Annotated in this window: 14 protein-coding genes; 4 read left to right on the top strand and 10 right to left on the bottom strand. The window is 63.6% G+C overall.

Annotation, left to right across the window (positions count from 1 at the left end; all coding sequences use genetic code 11):
* Position 1: 1 nt before the first annotated feature.
* The 4 genes from AC1D08_RS21710 to AC1D08_RS21695 all read right to left on the bottom strand — a co-directional run bounded on the left by AC1D08_RS21710 (position 2) and on the right by AC1D08_RS21695 (position 4280).
* Positions 2-1057, bottom strand: a complete 1056-nt coding sequence (locus tag AC1D08_RS21710; protein ID WP_477423933.1) for a peptidase M14 — start codon at positions 1055-1057, stop codon at positions 2-4.
* Positions 1058-1146: 89 nt separating this feature from the next.
* On the bottom strand, positions 1147-2325 hold the full coding sequence (locus AC1D08_RS21705; RefSeq protein ID WP_457151363.1) for an MFS transporter: 1179 nt from the start codon (positions 2323-2325) through the stop codon (positions 1147-1149).
* 120 nt (positions 2326-2445) lie between these two features.
* The gene (locus AC1D08_RS21700) at positions 2446-3822 is read right to left on the bottom strand and encodes an FAD-containing oxidoreductase (protein ID WP_477423931.1); all 1377 of its coding nucleotides are present in this window, start codon (positions 3820-3822) and stop codon (positions 2446-2448) included.
* A complete protein-coding gene (locus tag AC1D08_RS21695) occupies positions 3819-4280 on the bottom strand; it encodes a DUF4126 domain-containing protein (protein WP_095090807.1) in 462 nt (153 codons plus the stop codon). Before AC1D08_RS21695 ends, AC1D08_RS21700 begins: the two co-directional genes overlap by 4 nt.
* Before the next feature lie 184 nt (positions 4281-4464).
* Here AC1D08_RS21695 and AC1D08_RS21690 point away from each other — a divergent pair, with 184 nt between their 5' ends.
* On the top strand, positions 4465-5022 hold the full coding sequence (locus AC1D08_RS21690) for a sugar O-acetyltransferase (protein WP_457151365.1): 558 nt from the start codon (positions 4465-4467) through the stop codon (positions 5020-5022).
* Positions 5023-5189: 167 nt separating this feature from the next.
* Here AC1D08_RS21690 and AC1D08_RS21685 read toward each other — a convergent pair whose 3' ends face one another.
* Positions 5190-6542 (bottom strand): ATP-binding protein, encoded by a 1353-nt coding sequence (locus tag AC1D08_RS21685; RefSeq protein WP_457151366.1) that lies wholly within the window; start codon positions 6540-6542, stop codon positions 5190-5192.
* The gene (locus tag AC1D08_RS21680) at positions 6539-7198 is read right to left on the bottom strand and encodes a response regulator (protein ID WP_457151367.1); all 660 of its coding nucleotides are present in this window, start codon (positions 7196-7198) and stop codon (positions 6539-6541) included. The genes AC1D08_RS21685 and AC1D08_RS21680 overlap by 4 nt, the downstream gene beginning before the upstream one ends.
* Before the next feature lie 166 nt (positions 7199-7364).
* Here AC1D08_RS21680 and AC1D08_RS21675 point away from each other — a divergent pair, with 166 nt between their 5' ends.
* Positions 7365-7631 (top strand): PepSY domain-containing protein, encoded by a 267-nt coding sequence (locus AC1D08_RS21675; protein WP_457151368.1) that lies wholly within the window; start codon positions 7365-7367, stop codon positions 7629-7631.
* 5 nt (positions 7632-7636) lie between these two features.
* Positions 7637-8221, top strand: coding sequence for a cytochrome b/b6 domain-containing protein (locus AC1D08_RS21670; RefSeq protein WP_457151369.1), 585 nt, complete (start codon positions 7637-7639; stop codon positions 8219-8221).
* Positions 8222-8282: 61 nt separating this feature from the next.
* On the opposite strand, the gene AC1D08_RS21665 is transcribed toward AC1D08_RS21670, so the two are convergent.
* On the bottom strand, positions 8283-9278 hold the full coding sequence (locus tag AC1D08_RS21665; RefSeq protein WP_477423929.1) for a GlxA family transcriptional regulator: 996 nt from the start codon (positions 9276-9278) through the stop codon (positions 8283-8285).
* Positions 9279-9405: 127 nt separating this feature from the next.
* Here AC1D08_RS21665 and AC1D08_RS21660 point away from each other — a divergent pair, with 127 nt between their 5' ends.
* Positions 9406-10050 carry a cysteine hydrolase family protein gene (locus tag AC1D08_RS21660; RefSeq protein WP_477423928.1) on the top strand — a complete coding sequence of 215 codons (645 nt, stop codon included), beginning with the start codon at positions 9406-9408 and terminating at the stop codon, positions 10048-10050.
* Positions 10051-10124: 74 nt separating this feature from the next.
* Here the strand turns inward: AC1D08_RS21660 and AC1D08_RS21655 are convergent, their stop codons facing one another.
* The 3 genes from AC1D08_RS21655 to AC1D08_RS21645 form a co-directional block, all read right to left on the bottom strand.
* Positions 10125-11804 carry a formate--tetrahydrofolate ligase gene (locus AC1D08_RS21655; protein WP_095090813.1) on the bottom strand — a complete coding sequence of 560 codons (1680 nt, stop codon included), beginning with the start codon at positions 11802-11804 and terminating at the stop codon, positions 10125-10127.
* Positions 11805-12119: 315 nt separating this feature from the next.
* Entirely contained in the window at positions 12120-13244 is a 1125-nt protein-coding gene (locus AC1D08_RS21650; RefSeq protein ID WP_457151372.1) for a DUF2333 family protein, read from the bottom strand.
* Positions 13245-13349: 105 nt separating this feature from the next.
* Positions 13350-14651 (bottom strand): DUF6638 family protein, encoded by a 1302-nt coding sequence (locus AC1D08_RS21645; protein WP_457151373.1) that lies wholly within the window; start codon positions 14649-14651, stop codon positions 13350-13352.
* Between the last annotated feature and the right edge of the window lie 45 nt (positions 14652-14696).

Here is a 14696-nt window from a genome sequence, read left to right as displayed (position 1 = left end):
TTCAGTCCTCCAGTGTTCCCGATCTGGCGTCGGCGCTCTTGCTGTCGCCCACCAGCTTCAACAAGTCTTCGCCGGCGCGGATGATGCGGCGCGAGCGGCGGGTGAGGATGATGCCATCCTGCGGTGCCAAAACTTCGGTGCGGCCATCGGTTTCACCCGGTGCATGGACGATGGTGGCGAGGCGAGCGCCCTTGGCGACGCGGTCGCCGGGCTTCACGTCGTAAAGCACGGCGCCCGCCCGGGGTGCCGGCATCATCTCGATGTTTTCCAGTGGTGCGACGACACCGGTGAAAGGACCGGGTGCGGGCAGGGCGGTGTCGGTAATCACGCCGCGCGCCACCAGCAGCCGGTAGAGGCCTTCGGCGTCGGCGGCGGCCAAGGCGCCGTCGACATCGAGGATGCCGCGATATTCGACCGTCGTGGCGACGCGACGGTCGAGTTTGGCCATGTCATCGGGAACGTTCTGGTAGGGCATGATCGAGGCGCCCTCGAACGTACCGTCGGTGTCTTCGCTCCACAGCATGACCGCATCAACGCCCATGGCGGCGGCACAGTCGGCCATCGCCGGCCACAGGCTGGTATGGACATAGAGATAGGCGAGGCCCTCGTCATCGCAATGCAGGTCGAGCACAATGTCGTGGCCGAGCGAAAGCTGCACCAGCCGGGTCTTCAATCGCTGGTCGACAGGGCCAAGCGTGACGTCGGGCAAGAGTGCTGCGTCGGGTGCGGCAAGCAGCGGAAAGCCGCGATTGAAGTTGGTGCGGGTGCCGAGATGGAAGCGGCCCTGATGCTCGCCGAAATGATATTGGGCGCGGCCGATCGGGTTGGCCCAGGGCACGACGGTGATGTTGCCCTTGATGCGGCCTTCGGCCTCGGCCTTGGCCAGCATCGGCATCAGCGCGTCGATGGCGACGACGCCCGGCAACTCGCCGGCATGGAGTGCCGCCTGCAGATAGGCTGACGGAGCGGCCTTGCCGGTTCCGACAAACCGGAACAGCGGAAATTCGTAGGAAACTCCTTCGCTTTCGCCGGCGATGCGCTCGATCGATTTCTGCATGACTTTCCTCCATCAAGAGCGACAAGACATGCCCATTTGAAGGCGCCGATGTCGATTGGTCCAGCCTGCCGCGCTATGGGCGCAAGCGGTTATTCCGCGGCAGCCTGAAGCGGGACGGCAGGCGTGCGCCCATCCAGTGTCTGCGACAGCACCGCGACGATGACCGCCAGCAGCGCCAATGCCGCGCCGACCAGCGGCAGGTTGGCATAGGAAACACCTGCGGAAAGGGCCACGCCGCCGATCCAGGCGCCGCTGGCATTGCCGACATTGAAGGCGCCCTGGTTCAGCGTGGCGGCAAGGTTCGGCCCTTCGGAGGCCGCCTCGACGACGCGGATCTGCAGCGGCGGCACGACGACGAAGATGAGCAGGCCCCACAGGAAAACGATGCCGATGGCAACGCCGGCTATGGCGCCGAACTGATTGAAGCCGACAAACAGGAGCGCCAGCAACAGCAGCGTGCCAATGACCGTCGGCATCAATTTCCAGTCGGCGAGCCGGCCGCCGATGATGTTGCCGATGGTCATGCCGGCGCCGAACAGCAGCAGCACCCAGGTGACGGCGGAAGTGGACAGGCCGGACACGTCGGTCAGATAGGGTTTTATGTAGGTGAAGACGGCAAACAGGCTGGCCGAGGCAAGGGCGGCGATCAGCATCGCCAGCCAGACCTGTAGCTTGCCCAGCACGCGCAATTCGCCGCGCAGGCCGCCACCGCTCGGTTCAGCGACGTCGGATGGTACCAGCCAGGCGATGCAAGCGACCGAGATCAGGCCGATGCCGACCACGGCGAGGAAGGTGGCGCGCCAGCCGAAGGCTTCGCCCAGGGCGGTGCCGGCGGGAACGCCAAGGATGTTGGCCAGCGTCAGCCCGGCGAACATCAGCGCGATGGCGCTGGCGCGCTTGTTGCGCGGCACAAGGCTCGCAGCAACGACCGAACCGATACCAAAGAAGGCGCCGTGGCCGAAGGCGGTGAAGACGCGCGCGGCCATCAGCATCCAGTAGTTGGGCGCGATGGCGCAGAACAGATTGCCAACGACAAACAGCGCAGCGAGCCCAACCAGCACCGGCTTGCGAGGCAAATGCGCGGTGCCCATCGCCACGATTGGGGCGCCGAAGACCACGCCCAGCGCATAGCCGGTGACCAGCAGGCCGGCCGAAGGGATGGACACGCCGAGGTCGGCGGCGACCTCCGGCAGCAGGCCCATGATGACGAATTCGGTGGTGCCGATGCAGAAGGACGCAATGGCAAGCGCAAGGATCGGCAACGGCATGAGGCGTCCAGACTGAATCGGTTCAAATTCAGATTGAACGCGTAGCCCTGTTCCGCGCAATATGCATTGCTGCAATGCAGCAATGCATAAAGTCCAGAGCTTGGCGCGAGTGTGAGTGTCTCACACCAGCGGCTTCAGCTCCTGGGCGATGGTTGGCAGCAGTTCCGAGACATTCGGGTGGATGTGCACCGCGCGCGCCAGCGTATCGACGGGCGCCTTGGCGTACATCAGGTCGAGCACGCAATGCACCGCCTCGTCGCCGCCGGGGCCAAGCACAGAACAGCCGAGGATCTCCCTGGTGTCGGCATCGACGAGGATCTTCATGAAACCCTGTGTCTCGCCCTTTTCGACCGCGCGTCCGACGCGGGTCATCGGCCGCTGGCCGACCAGCGCCCGGCGACCGGATTTCTTCACCGCGGCCTCGGTCATGCCGCAGCGGCCGAGCGGTGGGTCGATGTAGAGCGCATAGGCCTCGATGCGGTCGCTGACTTTGCGCGGATCATTGTCGAGCAGGTTGGCGGCGACGATCTCGTAGTCGTTGTAGGAGGTGTGGGTGAAGGCGCCCTTGCCGTTGCAGTCGCCCATCGCCCATATGCCGGGCACGCTGGTGCGCAGCTGGTCGTCGACGGTGACGAAGCCGCGCTTGTCGACCTCGACGCCGGCTCTGTCGAGGCCGAGATCGTCGGTGTTGGGCACGCGTCCCAGAGCCAGCAGCACATGCGAGCCGACCGCCGGCGGTTTGCCGGCGGAGAAGGTCACGGCAGTGTCGTTGCCTTGTTTGGCGAAGGCGATGTCGTCGGCACTGAGATGGACCGTAATGCCTTCGTTTTCGAGGATGGAAAGGATGGCGTCGGAAACATCCTCGTCCTCACGGCCGGTCAGCCTGGGAGACTTCTCGATCACCGTGACGTCGCTGCCGAAGCGGCGGAACATCTGCGCGAATTCGAGCGAGATGTAGCTGCCGCCGACGACGACGAGATGGCGCGGCAGCACGTCGAGATCCATCATCGAGGAGTTGGTCAGATAGTCGATATCGTGGATGCCGGGCAGGCCGGGCACCGAGGCGCGGCCGCCGGTGTTGAGGAAGATTTTTTCGGCGGTCAAAAGGTCGTCGCCGACGCGCACGGTGTTGGCGGATTCGAAACGCGCATGGCCGCGATAGAGCGTGCATTTGTCCATGCCGGCGATCCAGGTTTCGAGCCCGATGCGGGCGTCGTTCGACACCTTGTCCTTGCGCGCCTTGATCGCCTTGTAATCGACGCCGACGGGGCCGCTGAGCGTGACGCCATAGTCGGCGGCCCGCCGCGCCAGATGCGCGGCATAGGCGCTGGCGACCATGGTCTTGGTCGGCATGCAACCGGTGTTGACGCAGGTGCCGCCGACCAGCTTGCGCTCGATCAGCGCCACGCTCTTGCCGACGGCATTCAGCCGGCTGGCCAGCGACGGGCCGGCCTGTCCGGCGCCGATGATGATGGCGTCGAAGGTCTTTGCCGTCATGCCACCGCCGCCACGATCAGCAGGCCGCCGATGATCGCCACTGCGTCCTCGATAAAGGCGGCGGGCGGGTCCTTGCCGAAGGCGGCTGCCAGCCGGCCGCGCGCTTCGGCACCGCCCAGCGTGCCGATGACAGCGCCGATGGCGCCGGCGATCAGGCCGCCGATGGTGGAACCGCCGGTGGCGCCGATGACAGCGCCGGTAAACGCGCCCATGATGATGCGGGCGCCGAATTGCTGCGGCACTTTACGGCTCGGCGTCGAAGGCAACTGGTCGGTGACCAGTTCGACGATGGCCAGGATGGTGAAGATGCCGACAGCCGCCCAGTGGCTCATGAAGCTGGCCCAGGTGGCGGCGACCGGCAGCCAGCCGAGATAAGCCCCCCAGGCGACGGCGGCCGGCGCGGTCATCGCGCGAAGGCCGGCAATGACGCCGATCAGAAGTGCGAGAATATACAGCATGATTGATCCCCTCATCGCCGGGCCAGGACAGCCCAGCAAGAGCAGGCTAGCATAGGCTTGGCCTTTGACCAGACATGACTTCGAAAAATCGGAATGGATTTTGCGCCCGGAATTGGCAGAAGCTGGCACTTCTCCGTCCGCGGCATTTGTGCTTTGGCGGGGATGCCAAAGGGAGGACACCGTCATGGCTGGAAGCGAGCGCGCCAAGATGGCGGCCGGCGAATGGTACACCTGCCTCGATGACGAACTGGAGGCCTTGCGCGTCATGGCGCGCGACGCGGTGTTCGAGCACAATTGCCTGCCACCCCGGCAGCGCGGAAACCTCGGGCCGGGCTTGAAGGCATTGCTCGGCGGCGTGGGCGAGGGCGCCCGCATCGAGGCGCCGTTCCACTGCGCCTACGGCTTCAACATCTTTCTCGGCGATGCCGCCTTTCTCAACGCCGGCTGCACCATTCTCGATACGGCAAGCGTGCGCATCGGCAGGGGAACGCTGCTCGGCCCCAATGTGCAAATCTATTGCGCCGAGCACCACAGGGAGGTCGCCGGGCGGCAAGCGGGGCTGGAGATCGCGAGGCCTGTCGAGATCGGCGCCAATGCATGGATCGGCGGCAGCGCGATCATCCTTGGCGGAGTCAGCATCGGCGAGGGCGCCATCGTCGGCGCCGGCGCGGTGGTGACGCGCGACGTGGCCGCGAACACCACGGTGGTCGGCAACCCGGCGCGGGCGGTCAAGCGCGGCTGACGCTAGAGCGGTTCACCGTTTCACGGAAACGCCGAACCGCTCTATCTCTTTGTTTTGACGCAATTCCCTGAGGGAAAGCGCTACGCGCTTTTCCCGGGAAAACCGTTTCACACTTTTCCTGGAATGATGCCGAAATGTGTGAAGCGGTTTTCGGACGACATCATGCTCTATCTCTTCGAGTTCGGCTCTAAGCCTGGAAACCGGATCGTCGCTTCGAACCCGTCTTGCCGCCCGGATGCCGGTGAGTTCAGAACCAGCGTCGCATCGATCTGTTGCAGGATCCGGCTGACGATCGCCAACCCGAGGCCCGATCCCTCGGCGCGCGTTGCGCCGCGCTCGAACCGTTTGATCAGGCTGCCTGGGGCTGGAACCACCGGACCTTGGTTGATCACGCTAAGTCGGGCGTCTTCGTCGATCCGCACGACAACCTCTCCGCCTTCGGGACCATGCCGCAAGGCATTCTCGATAAGGTTGCGCAGGACGATGGCCAGCGCATCCGTGTCGATCGCGGCCAGCGCCTTGCCTTTCACCGGCGTTTCGAGGCGAAGGCGGCCCTTGTTTTCGCTGTGCTGTTCGAAGTCTTCGACCACCAGTGCCGCGACCGCGGCAAGGTCGGCAGGCTTGCCGGCGGCGGCCACTCCGGCGTCGGCGCGCGCCAGCTGCATCAACTTTTCGGACAGGCCGGCGAGATTGGACAGCGCTGCCTTGATCTGGCGTGGACGTTTTCTTGCCGCGTCGTCCGGAGCTTCCGCGATCAGCCGCTCCGTCTGTGCCAGTGCGCCGGCAATCGGCGTGCGCAATTCATGCGCGGCATTCGCGGTGAATTCTTTTTCCGCCTCAAGCGCCATGTGCAGGCGCCGCATCAGGCTGTTGACCGACTTGGCAATGGCGGCGAGTTCGGAAGGCAGTTCGGTGGTTCGGATCGCAGCGAGGTTGTCGCCGTGACGGGCGCTGATCTCGCCGCGCAATGTTGCAATCGGCCTCAGGAAACGCGCCAGGGTCAGCCACGCGACAAGTGCGCTCAGCGGGATCAGGATGACCATCGGTATCAGGAAACCGGTGGCGGCTTCGAAGGTTTCCTCGTTGCGCCGTGCATCGAGCTCGGCGACCTGGATGAAGATCGTGCCGCCAACCGCGGGCTCGGTGTAGATGCGCCATCCGGCGGCCTCCGAAAAGCCCTGCGCGAGTTCAGCCGTGAGCGGCTCCGCGGGAGCATTGTAGGAGTGCAGGAGAACACGGCCACTGCCGTCCCGCACCTGGAAGATGAGGCGACCGCCTATATCGTCCGAGACGGCCTCTGCCAGCCTGCGGGGCGATTGCGAAACCTCGCGCCCGAAAAGATCGTCGATGACCAGCGGCAGCAGCCGGCGGGCCGCTTCCTGCATCGAATTGTCCATGGCTTCGTTGATTTCACGATGCAGGGTGATGCTTCCCGTGACCGCGGCGACCAGGCCGAAGGCGACCGTGACCAGGATCAGCGAGGAAACGAGACGACCGGCAAGGCTGTCGAAGAGCCTCATGGGAACGCCAGACGGTAGCCCAGCCCCCTTACGGTCGTGAGGGCCTCGCGCCCGATCTTCTTGCGCAGGCGGCTGACATAGACTTCGACCGTGTTGCTTTCGATCTCCGCCCCGAAGGCATAGAGCGCATCCTCGATCTGGTTCTTGCCCACGGTCATGCCGGGCCGGCGCAAGAACTGCTCGAGCACCGCCCATTCGCGGGACGTCAGCATGGCCTCCCTGCCGTCCACGACAACCCGGCGGGCGGCCTGGTCGATTTCGACCGGCCCGAGCCGAACCAGGGGATTTGGGTTTCCAGCATAGCGGCGCGCGACCGCGGCAAGGCGCGCGGACAACTCGCCGAGATCGAAGGGCTTGACCAGATAGTCGTCTGCTCCGGAATTCAGGCCCTCTATCCGGTCGGAGAGCTGATCGCGCGCGGTCAGGATGATGACCGGCGTATCGGTGCCTTCACGGCGCAGCGTCTTCAGGAATTCGAGCCCCCTGCCGTCCGGCAGATGGAGATCGAGCAGGACGAGTTCATAGGAGACGACATGAAGGTGATCGCCGGCATGGCCAAGTGTCGTGCTCCAGTCCACGGCATGACCGTCGGCGGCGATATGATCGCGCACCGCCTCGCCCAGCACGGGGTCGTCTTCGATTAGTAGAACGCGCACCTTGCCTCCGTGTTCAGCAACACGCCACCTCCATGCGGGACAAGGCTGACAGGAACCTGAACGAAAGCCAACTGCGGCTTTTGAGCGATACGATACGCGTTCAGGCTGCTGTCAGGTTTCACGGTCAGGGTTCGCGACATCGGAATTGGCCGATGGAGAAAACAAGATGAAGACCTTGATCATGACCGCGCTGGTGATGGCTGTTGCCGGACCGGCTTTCGCCGCCGACAAATGCGATGTGCCGACCGACCAGTGGCAACCACGCGAGGCGCTGCAAAAGAAGCTTGAAAGCGAAGGCTGGAAGGTGCGCAGCATCAAGACCGAGAACGGCTGCTACGAAGCCAAGGCACTCGATGCCAATGGCAAAAAGCTGGAAGCCGTGTTCAATCCCAAGACGCTCGAGTCGGTCGGCGCCGATTCCGACGACGGTTGATCGCCATGAACGCCACCGCTTCGACACGAGACACCTCGGTCGAGTCGACACGAGAAGCCTCGGTCAGGGTCTGGAGTTCCTACGTCCGCCTCTTTCATTGGTCGCTGGTCCTGTGCGTTGCGGTGGCCTGGCTTTCCTCGGGAGAAATCATGAAGCTGCATGAACTGGCCGGTTACAGTGCCGGGGTCTTGATAGCTTCACGGCTGATCGCAGGGCTGGCGGGATCGGGTCACACACGCTTCCGTCAGTTCGTGCGTGGGCCGCGCACGGTGAGCTTGTACATAGCCGATGTGGCGCAGGGTCGCGAAAAGCGTCATCTCGGCCACAACCCTGCCGGCGGCGCCATGGTGCTGGCGCTTCTAACCTGCGTGGCGGGAATTGCGCTTACGGGCTGGATGCAGACCACCGATGCCTGGTGGGGCGTGGCCTGGGTGGAGGACACGCACAAGATCCTGGGCAATGGAATTCTCGTGCTCGTCGGGCTTCATGTCGGCGGCGTGCTGCTGGCCAGCCTGCGCCATCGTGAGAATCTGGTTCGCGCCATGCTCACTGGCCGCAAACGCGCGCCATCGCCGGGAGACGTCGCCTGACTGCCTGGATCAGGGAATACCAAAGGCGCCGCAGTGATGCGGCGCCTTTGGCCGTTCTTTCTCAGAAAGGCAGGGCGTGCGGCACTGGTTCGTCCTGATCGGCTCGCCTCGAGAACTCGCGACGGTATTGCGCCGGTGACGTCTTGAGCCGTGCCGAAAAATGCTGGCGCAGCGACGTGGCGCTGCCGAAGCCGACCTCGAAGGCCACCATGTCCATCGATTTCTCCGTCGCTTCCAGCAACCGCTGCGCCAGTTCGATCCGCTGGCTGGTCAGCCATTCGCCGAAACTGGTGCCGATCGATTTCTGAAAGCGGCGGGTGAAGGTGCGGCGGGTCAGGCCGGCGGCCTCGGCGACGCGGTCTAGGTTATGCGTCTCGCCAAGCGTCGCGCGAACCGCGTCAAGCGCCTGGGTGAACCGATCGGCGTCAGCGCCTTTTGCGACTGGATGCTCGATGAATTGCGCCTGCCCGCCTTGCCGGTGCGGCGAAAGCACAATCTGGCGGGCGAGCCGGAGTGCGGCTTCCGCCCCATAGCGGGCGCGCACGATGTGGAGACAGCAGTCGAGGCCAGCCGCGACGCCGGCCGAGGTCACCACATCGCCATTGTCGACATAGAGCACCGTGGCATCGACGGCGATGTCGGGATGGAGTTTTTGCAGCCGCTCTGAATAGGCCCAGTGCGTCGCGGCACGGCGGCCTGAAAGCAGCCCGGCCGCGGCAATGGCGAAGGTTCCCAGACACAGGCCGACAATCAATGCGCCACGCTCGTGTGCTTCGCGTAGCGCCTCCATCAGCACTGGCGCTGGCGTCTCGCCGAGATGATGCCAGCTCGGGATGATGACGATGTCGGCGCCGTCGAGCCCTTCGAGCCCATGCGGCGCGGCAACCGTCAATCCGGCTTCGGTGTGGATCGGGCCGGCCTTGACCGCGCAGATGCGGAACTCGAAGCGCGGCAGCCCAAGCGATGTCCTGTCCTCGCCGAACACCAGGCATGGCACGGAGAGATGGAACGGGCTGATGCCGTCGAAGGCAAGGACGGCAATGATCGGGTCGGTCATGGGGGTTTCCGGCGAGTGAATGCGGATTGTCCCAATTCTTTCGAATGATGTCAATCGGGACACTTTCGACCGCTTGGCGTCTCGCCTATTTTCGACCCATCGCATTCAAGCCGGAAAGGAAAACACCATGTCTGACCCAGCCAACGCCACGCCACGTCGCGCGCTTGTCGTCGTCGACGTCCAGAACGACTATGATGGCGGCAATCTCGCCATCCAGCATCCGCCGTTCCGCGACAGCGTCGTCAATGTGGCGCACGCCATGGACGCGGCCGCCGCGACCGGCGTCAAAGTGGTGGTAATCAAGCAACTGGCACCCGAGACATCGCCAGTTTTCGCCAAGGGTAGCCATGGCGCCGAACTGCATCCCGAGATCGCCAAGCGCACCCGCGACCATTATGTCGAAAAGAACCTGCCCTCCGCCTTCACCGGCACCGATCTCGAAGACTGGCTGCGCGCCAACGCCATCGATACGATTACTGTCGTCGGCTACATGACGCATAATTGCGATCTGTCGACCATCATCCACGCTGTGCATATGGGCTTCGCCGTCGAGTTCCTGTCCGACGCGACCGGATCGCTGCCCTACGCCAACAGCGCCGGCTATGCTTCAGCCGAAGAGATCCACCGCGTGGTGACGATCATCCTGCAGTCGCGCTTCGCGGCGGTGCTCAAGACCGCCGAATGGATCGAATGCCTGAAGACCGGCACGCTGCCCGAGCGCGATACGATCTATGCCTCCACCCAACGGGCGCTAGCGCGCAGCGCCGCGTAGCCAGGTTTGTCCTTGGAAAGCAGAAAGGGCGGCCAGTGGCCGCCCTTTCAAATCTCGCAACGATCTCGAAATTCTCAGAACAGGCCTTCGATCTGTCCGGCCTCGTTGAGGAAGATCTTTTCCGAGGATGGCGCCTTGGGCAGGCCGGGCATGGTCATGACCTCGCCACAGATGATGACGACGAAGCCGGCACCGGCCGACAGCCTGACCTCGCGCACCGGTACGGTGTGGCCGGTCGGCGCGCCGCGCAGGTTCGGGTCGGTCGAGAAGGAATATTGCGTCTTGGCCATGCACACCGGCAGGTGGCCGTAGCCGGCTTGCTCCCAGGCGTGCAGTTGGTCGCGCACCGACTTGTCGGCGATCGCTTCCGAGCCGCGATAGATGCGCTGGACGATGGTGTTGATCTTCTCGAACAGCGGCATCGCATCGGGGTAGAGCGGCGCGAACTGCGAGGCACCGGATTCGGCCAGCGCCACCACCTTGTTGGCGAGCTCCTCGATACCGGCCGAACCCTTGGCCCAGTGCTTGCACAGGATCGCCTCTTCACCCATCGAGGCGACATAGTCCTTCATCGCCTGGATTTCGGCGTCGGTGTCGGAATAGAAGTGGTTGATGGCAACCACCGCCGGCACGCCGAACTGGCGGATGTTCTCGATGTGGCGGCCAAGGTTGGCGCAGCCCTTCTTCACCGCCTCGATGTTTTCCTTGCCGAGGTCTTCCTTCTTGACGCCGCCATTCATCTTCATGGCGCGCACGGTGGCGACGATGACGGCAGCGGCCGGCTTCAGGCCAGCCTTGCGGCACTTGATGTCGAAGAACTTTTCCGCGCCGAGGTCGGCGCCGAAGCCGGCTTCGGTGACGACATAGTCGGCAAGCTTGAGCGCCGTCGTGGTGGCGACGACCGAGTTGCAGCCATGCGCGATGTTGGCGAACGGGCCGCCATGCACGAAGGCCGGGTTGTTCTCCAGCGTCTGCACCAGGTTGGGCTGCATGGCGTCCTTCAAGAGCACGGCCATGGCGCCGTCGGCCTTGAGGTCGCGGGCATAGACCGGCGACTTGTCACGGCGATAGGCGACGATGATGTCGCCGAGGCGCTTCTCAAGGTCCTTCAGATCGGTCGACAGGCACAGGATGGCCATGACCTCCGAGGCGACGGTGATGTCGAAGCCGCCCTCGCGCGGAAAGCCGTTGGCGACGCCGCCGAGCGAACAGATCATCTCGCGCAGCGCGCGGTCGTTCATGTCCATGACACGGCGCCAGACGACACGGCGGGTGTCGATGCCGAGCTCATTGCCCCAGTAGATGTGGTTATCGATCAGCGCCGACAGAAGGTTGTGCGCCGTGGTGATGGCGTGGAAGTCGCCGGTGAAGTGGAGGTTCATGTCCTCCATCGGCACGACCTGTGCGTAGCCGCCGCCGGCGGCACCGCCCTTGACGCCGAAGTTCGGGCCGAGCGAAGCCTCGCGGATGCAGACGATCGCCTTCTTGCCGATGCGGTTGAGGCCGTCGCCGAGGCCGACGGTGGTCGTCGTCTTGCCTTCGCCAGCGGGCGTCGGGTTGATGGCGGTGACCAGGATCAGCCTGCCGTCCTTGTTGCCCTTCACCGACTTGATGAACTCGGCGGAAATCTTGGCCTTGTCGTGGCCGTAGGGCAAAAGGTGTTCGGTCGGAATGCCGATCTTGGCGCCGATCTCCTGGATCTGCTTCTTCTTGGCGCCGCGCGCGATCTCGATGTCGGACTTCACTTCGGCCATGACGGCTTTCCTCTGGATTGGTCGGTGGAGGGGACGGGGTTTGATCTCACTCGCATGCAGGCCGGAACCGGGGCGCGGGCATGTTTTAACCCTGTCGCTGCCACGGCGTCAACTTGCATGCAACTATGTTTCCTATGAAGAAAATTCATCTGCGGACCGGCCGACCTGTCATCGGTTCTTCCCGGCTCCGTTGCCGCGCCGTATAGAAGCCAGAGGACGCGTCGTTCCGCCGTCTCAAAACAGCCGCACAATGCACCGAATGCGACAGAAGCGACGGCGCAAATTCGCCATCGCTTCGGCTGCGGCCGGCAAGCCTTACTGCGTCAGCACGTTGCTGATTTCGACCATGTTGGAGCGCACCCTGAGCACGTAGAAGCCCATCGTCGTCAGATGCGTCGGCAACAGCCAGCCGTCTTCGCGGCCATTGGCGATGATGAAGGGCTGGATGCGCAGCGCCGAGACGAACTGCGCGTCCATCGTGTCCCACAGGCTCTGCAGGTGCTTTTCCTTGATGACGTCGTCGAAGTCGGCCTGGGCACCCTTCATCAGGCCGTAATAGGCGTAGAGCTGGCCATAGGCGAACCAGTAGCGGTCGTCGGCGCGGAAATCGAACCAGCCATCATTGTGGTTCTCGGCGCGCTCCTTGAGGATCGCCGACGTCGAGCCTATGTCGGATGAGATACGATCGATATATTGCTTCAGATTGTCGGCGCGGGCATCGAAGGTCGCCTGGCAGGTGGCGAGCCGGGCGTTGAAGGAGCGCAGCTTGCGCACCGCGTCGCGGTAATAGCTCGGCGTCGGCGTCTTCGGGCCGAACGGGCTCAGGCCGAAATACCAGGTGTATTCGTCGAACTGCAGATTGCCGCGCGCGTCCTGCAGATCAGCATCGATCTGCGACGTGGTGCGGACGCGGCCGAGATTGTCGGCGAGTTCCGTCGCCGTGCGCCGCACCGCCTGGTTGATGCCGCGCTGGAACGAGGCCTTGTTATCCATCCACGGCGTGTGGTCCCAGTCGATGCCGAACAGGCCGAGCTTGTAGAGGATCATCGACGAGATCCAGGCATTCTGGTTGACGTTGAAGTCGGTCAGGTCGGCGGCGATCTGGGCAATACCGGAGTTGCCGCAGGTCTTGGCGGTATCCGTGCCGGAGCCGGCGGCAACCTGTTCGCCGGCTGACACGTTGCGCTTCTCGAAAGTGTAGGTGTCGGGGTAGTTCGGGTTGAAATTGTTCCACCACTGGGTGGCGTAGAAGAAGTTGGCATAGAGGCCGATCAGCACCAGCAAGGCGACGCCGACCACCGCCTTGAGGATCCAGCCGCGCTGCGTGTACCAGCGCCCGGCCCACATGAACGGCCACAGGATGACGCCGATCAGGAGGCCGATGCCACGGCCGATCCACTGGAAAATCCGGGTGAAGAAGTTCACGATCGGATCGAGCATGGCGATGTCACCCCCTCAAAGCATGATGCCAAAAAGTTGCAGACTTTTTGGATAGCATCATGCGCCAAAACAACAAGTTAGAACGAAATGACGGTTCATTTCGTTCTAGTCAGTCAGGCCGTAGAGGCGTGTGCGAAACGCCACCTTGTCTTTCAAATATGTGGTTTTGAGAACGTCCACAACATGCGATCGCCAGGCGTCGCTGAAGCCGTCATAGTCCCTGTAGAAGCCCTGCTTGTTGAAGATGTAGCGCGAGACGAAGTCCGACGGGACGAAGTCCGAGATCAGCCGGTTGGTCAGCCAGGCGTCGGGATGGTCCGGTTTGGCGCGGATCACCAGGAAGCGCTGCTGCGGGAAGACATCCTCGATCTTGAGGTAGCCGAGCTGGGCGATCTCGCGCTTGGCGGCGTTGAGGAAGGGAAAATTGCCGTTCCTGGTGATCAGGTCGGCATGGCTCTGAATCCAGGTCTGCAGCCAGACCTTGTCGACATCGGTCAGGTTGCGGTCCGGCTCGGCGTCGCGGATCAGCGCGCGCACCACCATCTCGGCGCGATGCTCGAGATACCCCGAGGCCTCGATCCAGGAGGCGCGCGGCAGCTCGACGCGGCCGGTGGTGGCGAGGAACTTGAACACCTTGTCGGCGTCGTTGATCGAAAGATAGCTGACCTGCCACGGCCGAGAGCGGCGGAAACCAGGTGCGGCCGGATCGCCGATCACCGTCGTCATGTCCGGATCGACGAACACGTAGAGACCGCCGAAATGGCTGGTCCAGTAGGCATTGTGGCGGAAGATCACCTGGTCCGGCACCAGCGCGTTCTCGCGGATGTCGCCGCAGATCTTGGCCAGTTCCACCATGCGGGTCAGCATGGCGTTGTCGCGCCAGGCGTCGGGCTCCTGCTTCAGCCGGTCGACGAGCTTGCCGAGCTCGGCAGCCTTGCCCAGCACGTCCTCGGCCGACAGCACCTTGAACTCGACCTGGCTTATCGACAGCAGGTCCTCGATGTCGTTGACCTTGGGAACGGAATCCTCGATCTCGCCGTAGATCACGTCCTTGATGGTCAGCGCGTCGATGGCGCGCTGGTTCTTGGACATGAACTCGAACATCAACTGCGAGGTGTTGGAGAAGGCGGTGTGCACCACCGGCAGGTCGATCTGCGACGGCGTCAGGATGATGAAGCGGCGATTGACCTCGTTGGGGTCGAGATAGTCATAGTCGCCGCATTCCTCGGCCACTTCTGGCGAGAACCCTGTGCGGTCGATCTGGAAGCTCTTCAACTTCGTCGGCTTCAGGCCGAACGCCGCCAGCGCCTTGTTGTAGCGCTGGATCAAATGCGGCTCGTCGACGGTGAGCAGCCGGCCATAAATCAGCTCATTGTCGCGCAGCAGATCGGGTTTCTTGGCGGTCATCGTTCCTTCTCCCCGTTTACGGGGAGAAGGTGCCCGAAGGGCGGA

It is taken from the genome of Mesorhizobium sp. P2_E6 (assembly GCF_056403835.1).
The sequence above is the reverse complement of the archived record's forward strand: the minus strand, read 5'-3'. Positions and strand labels throughout refer to the sequence as shown.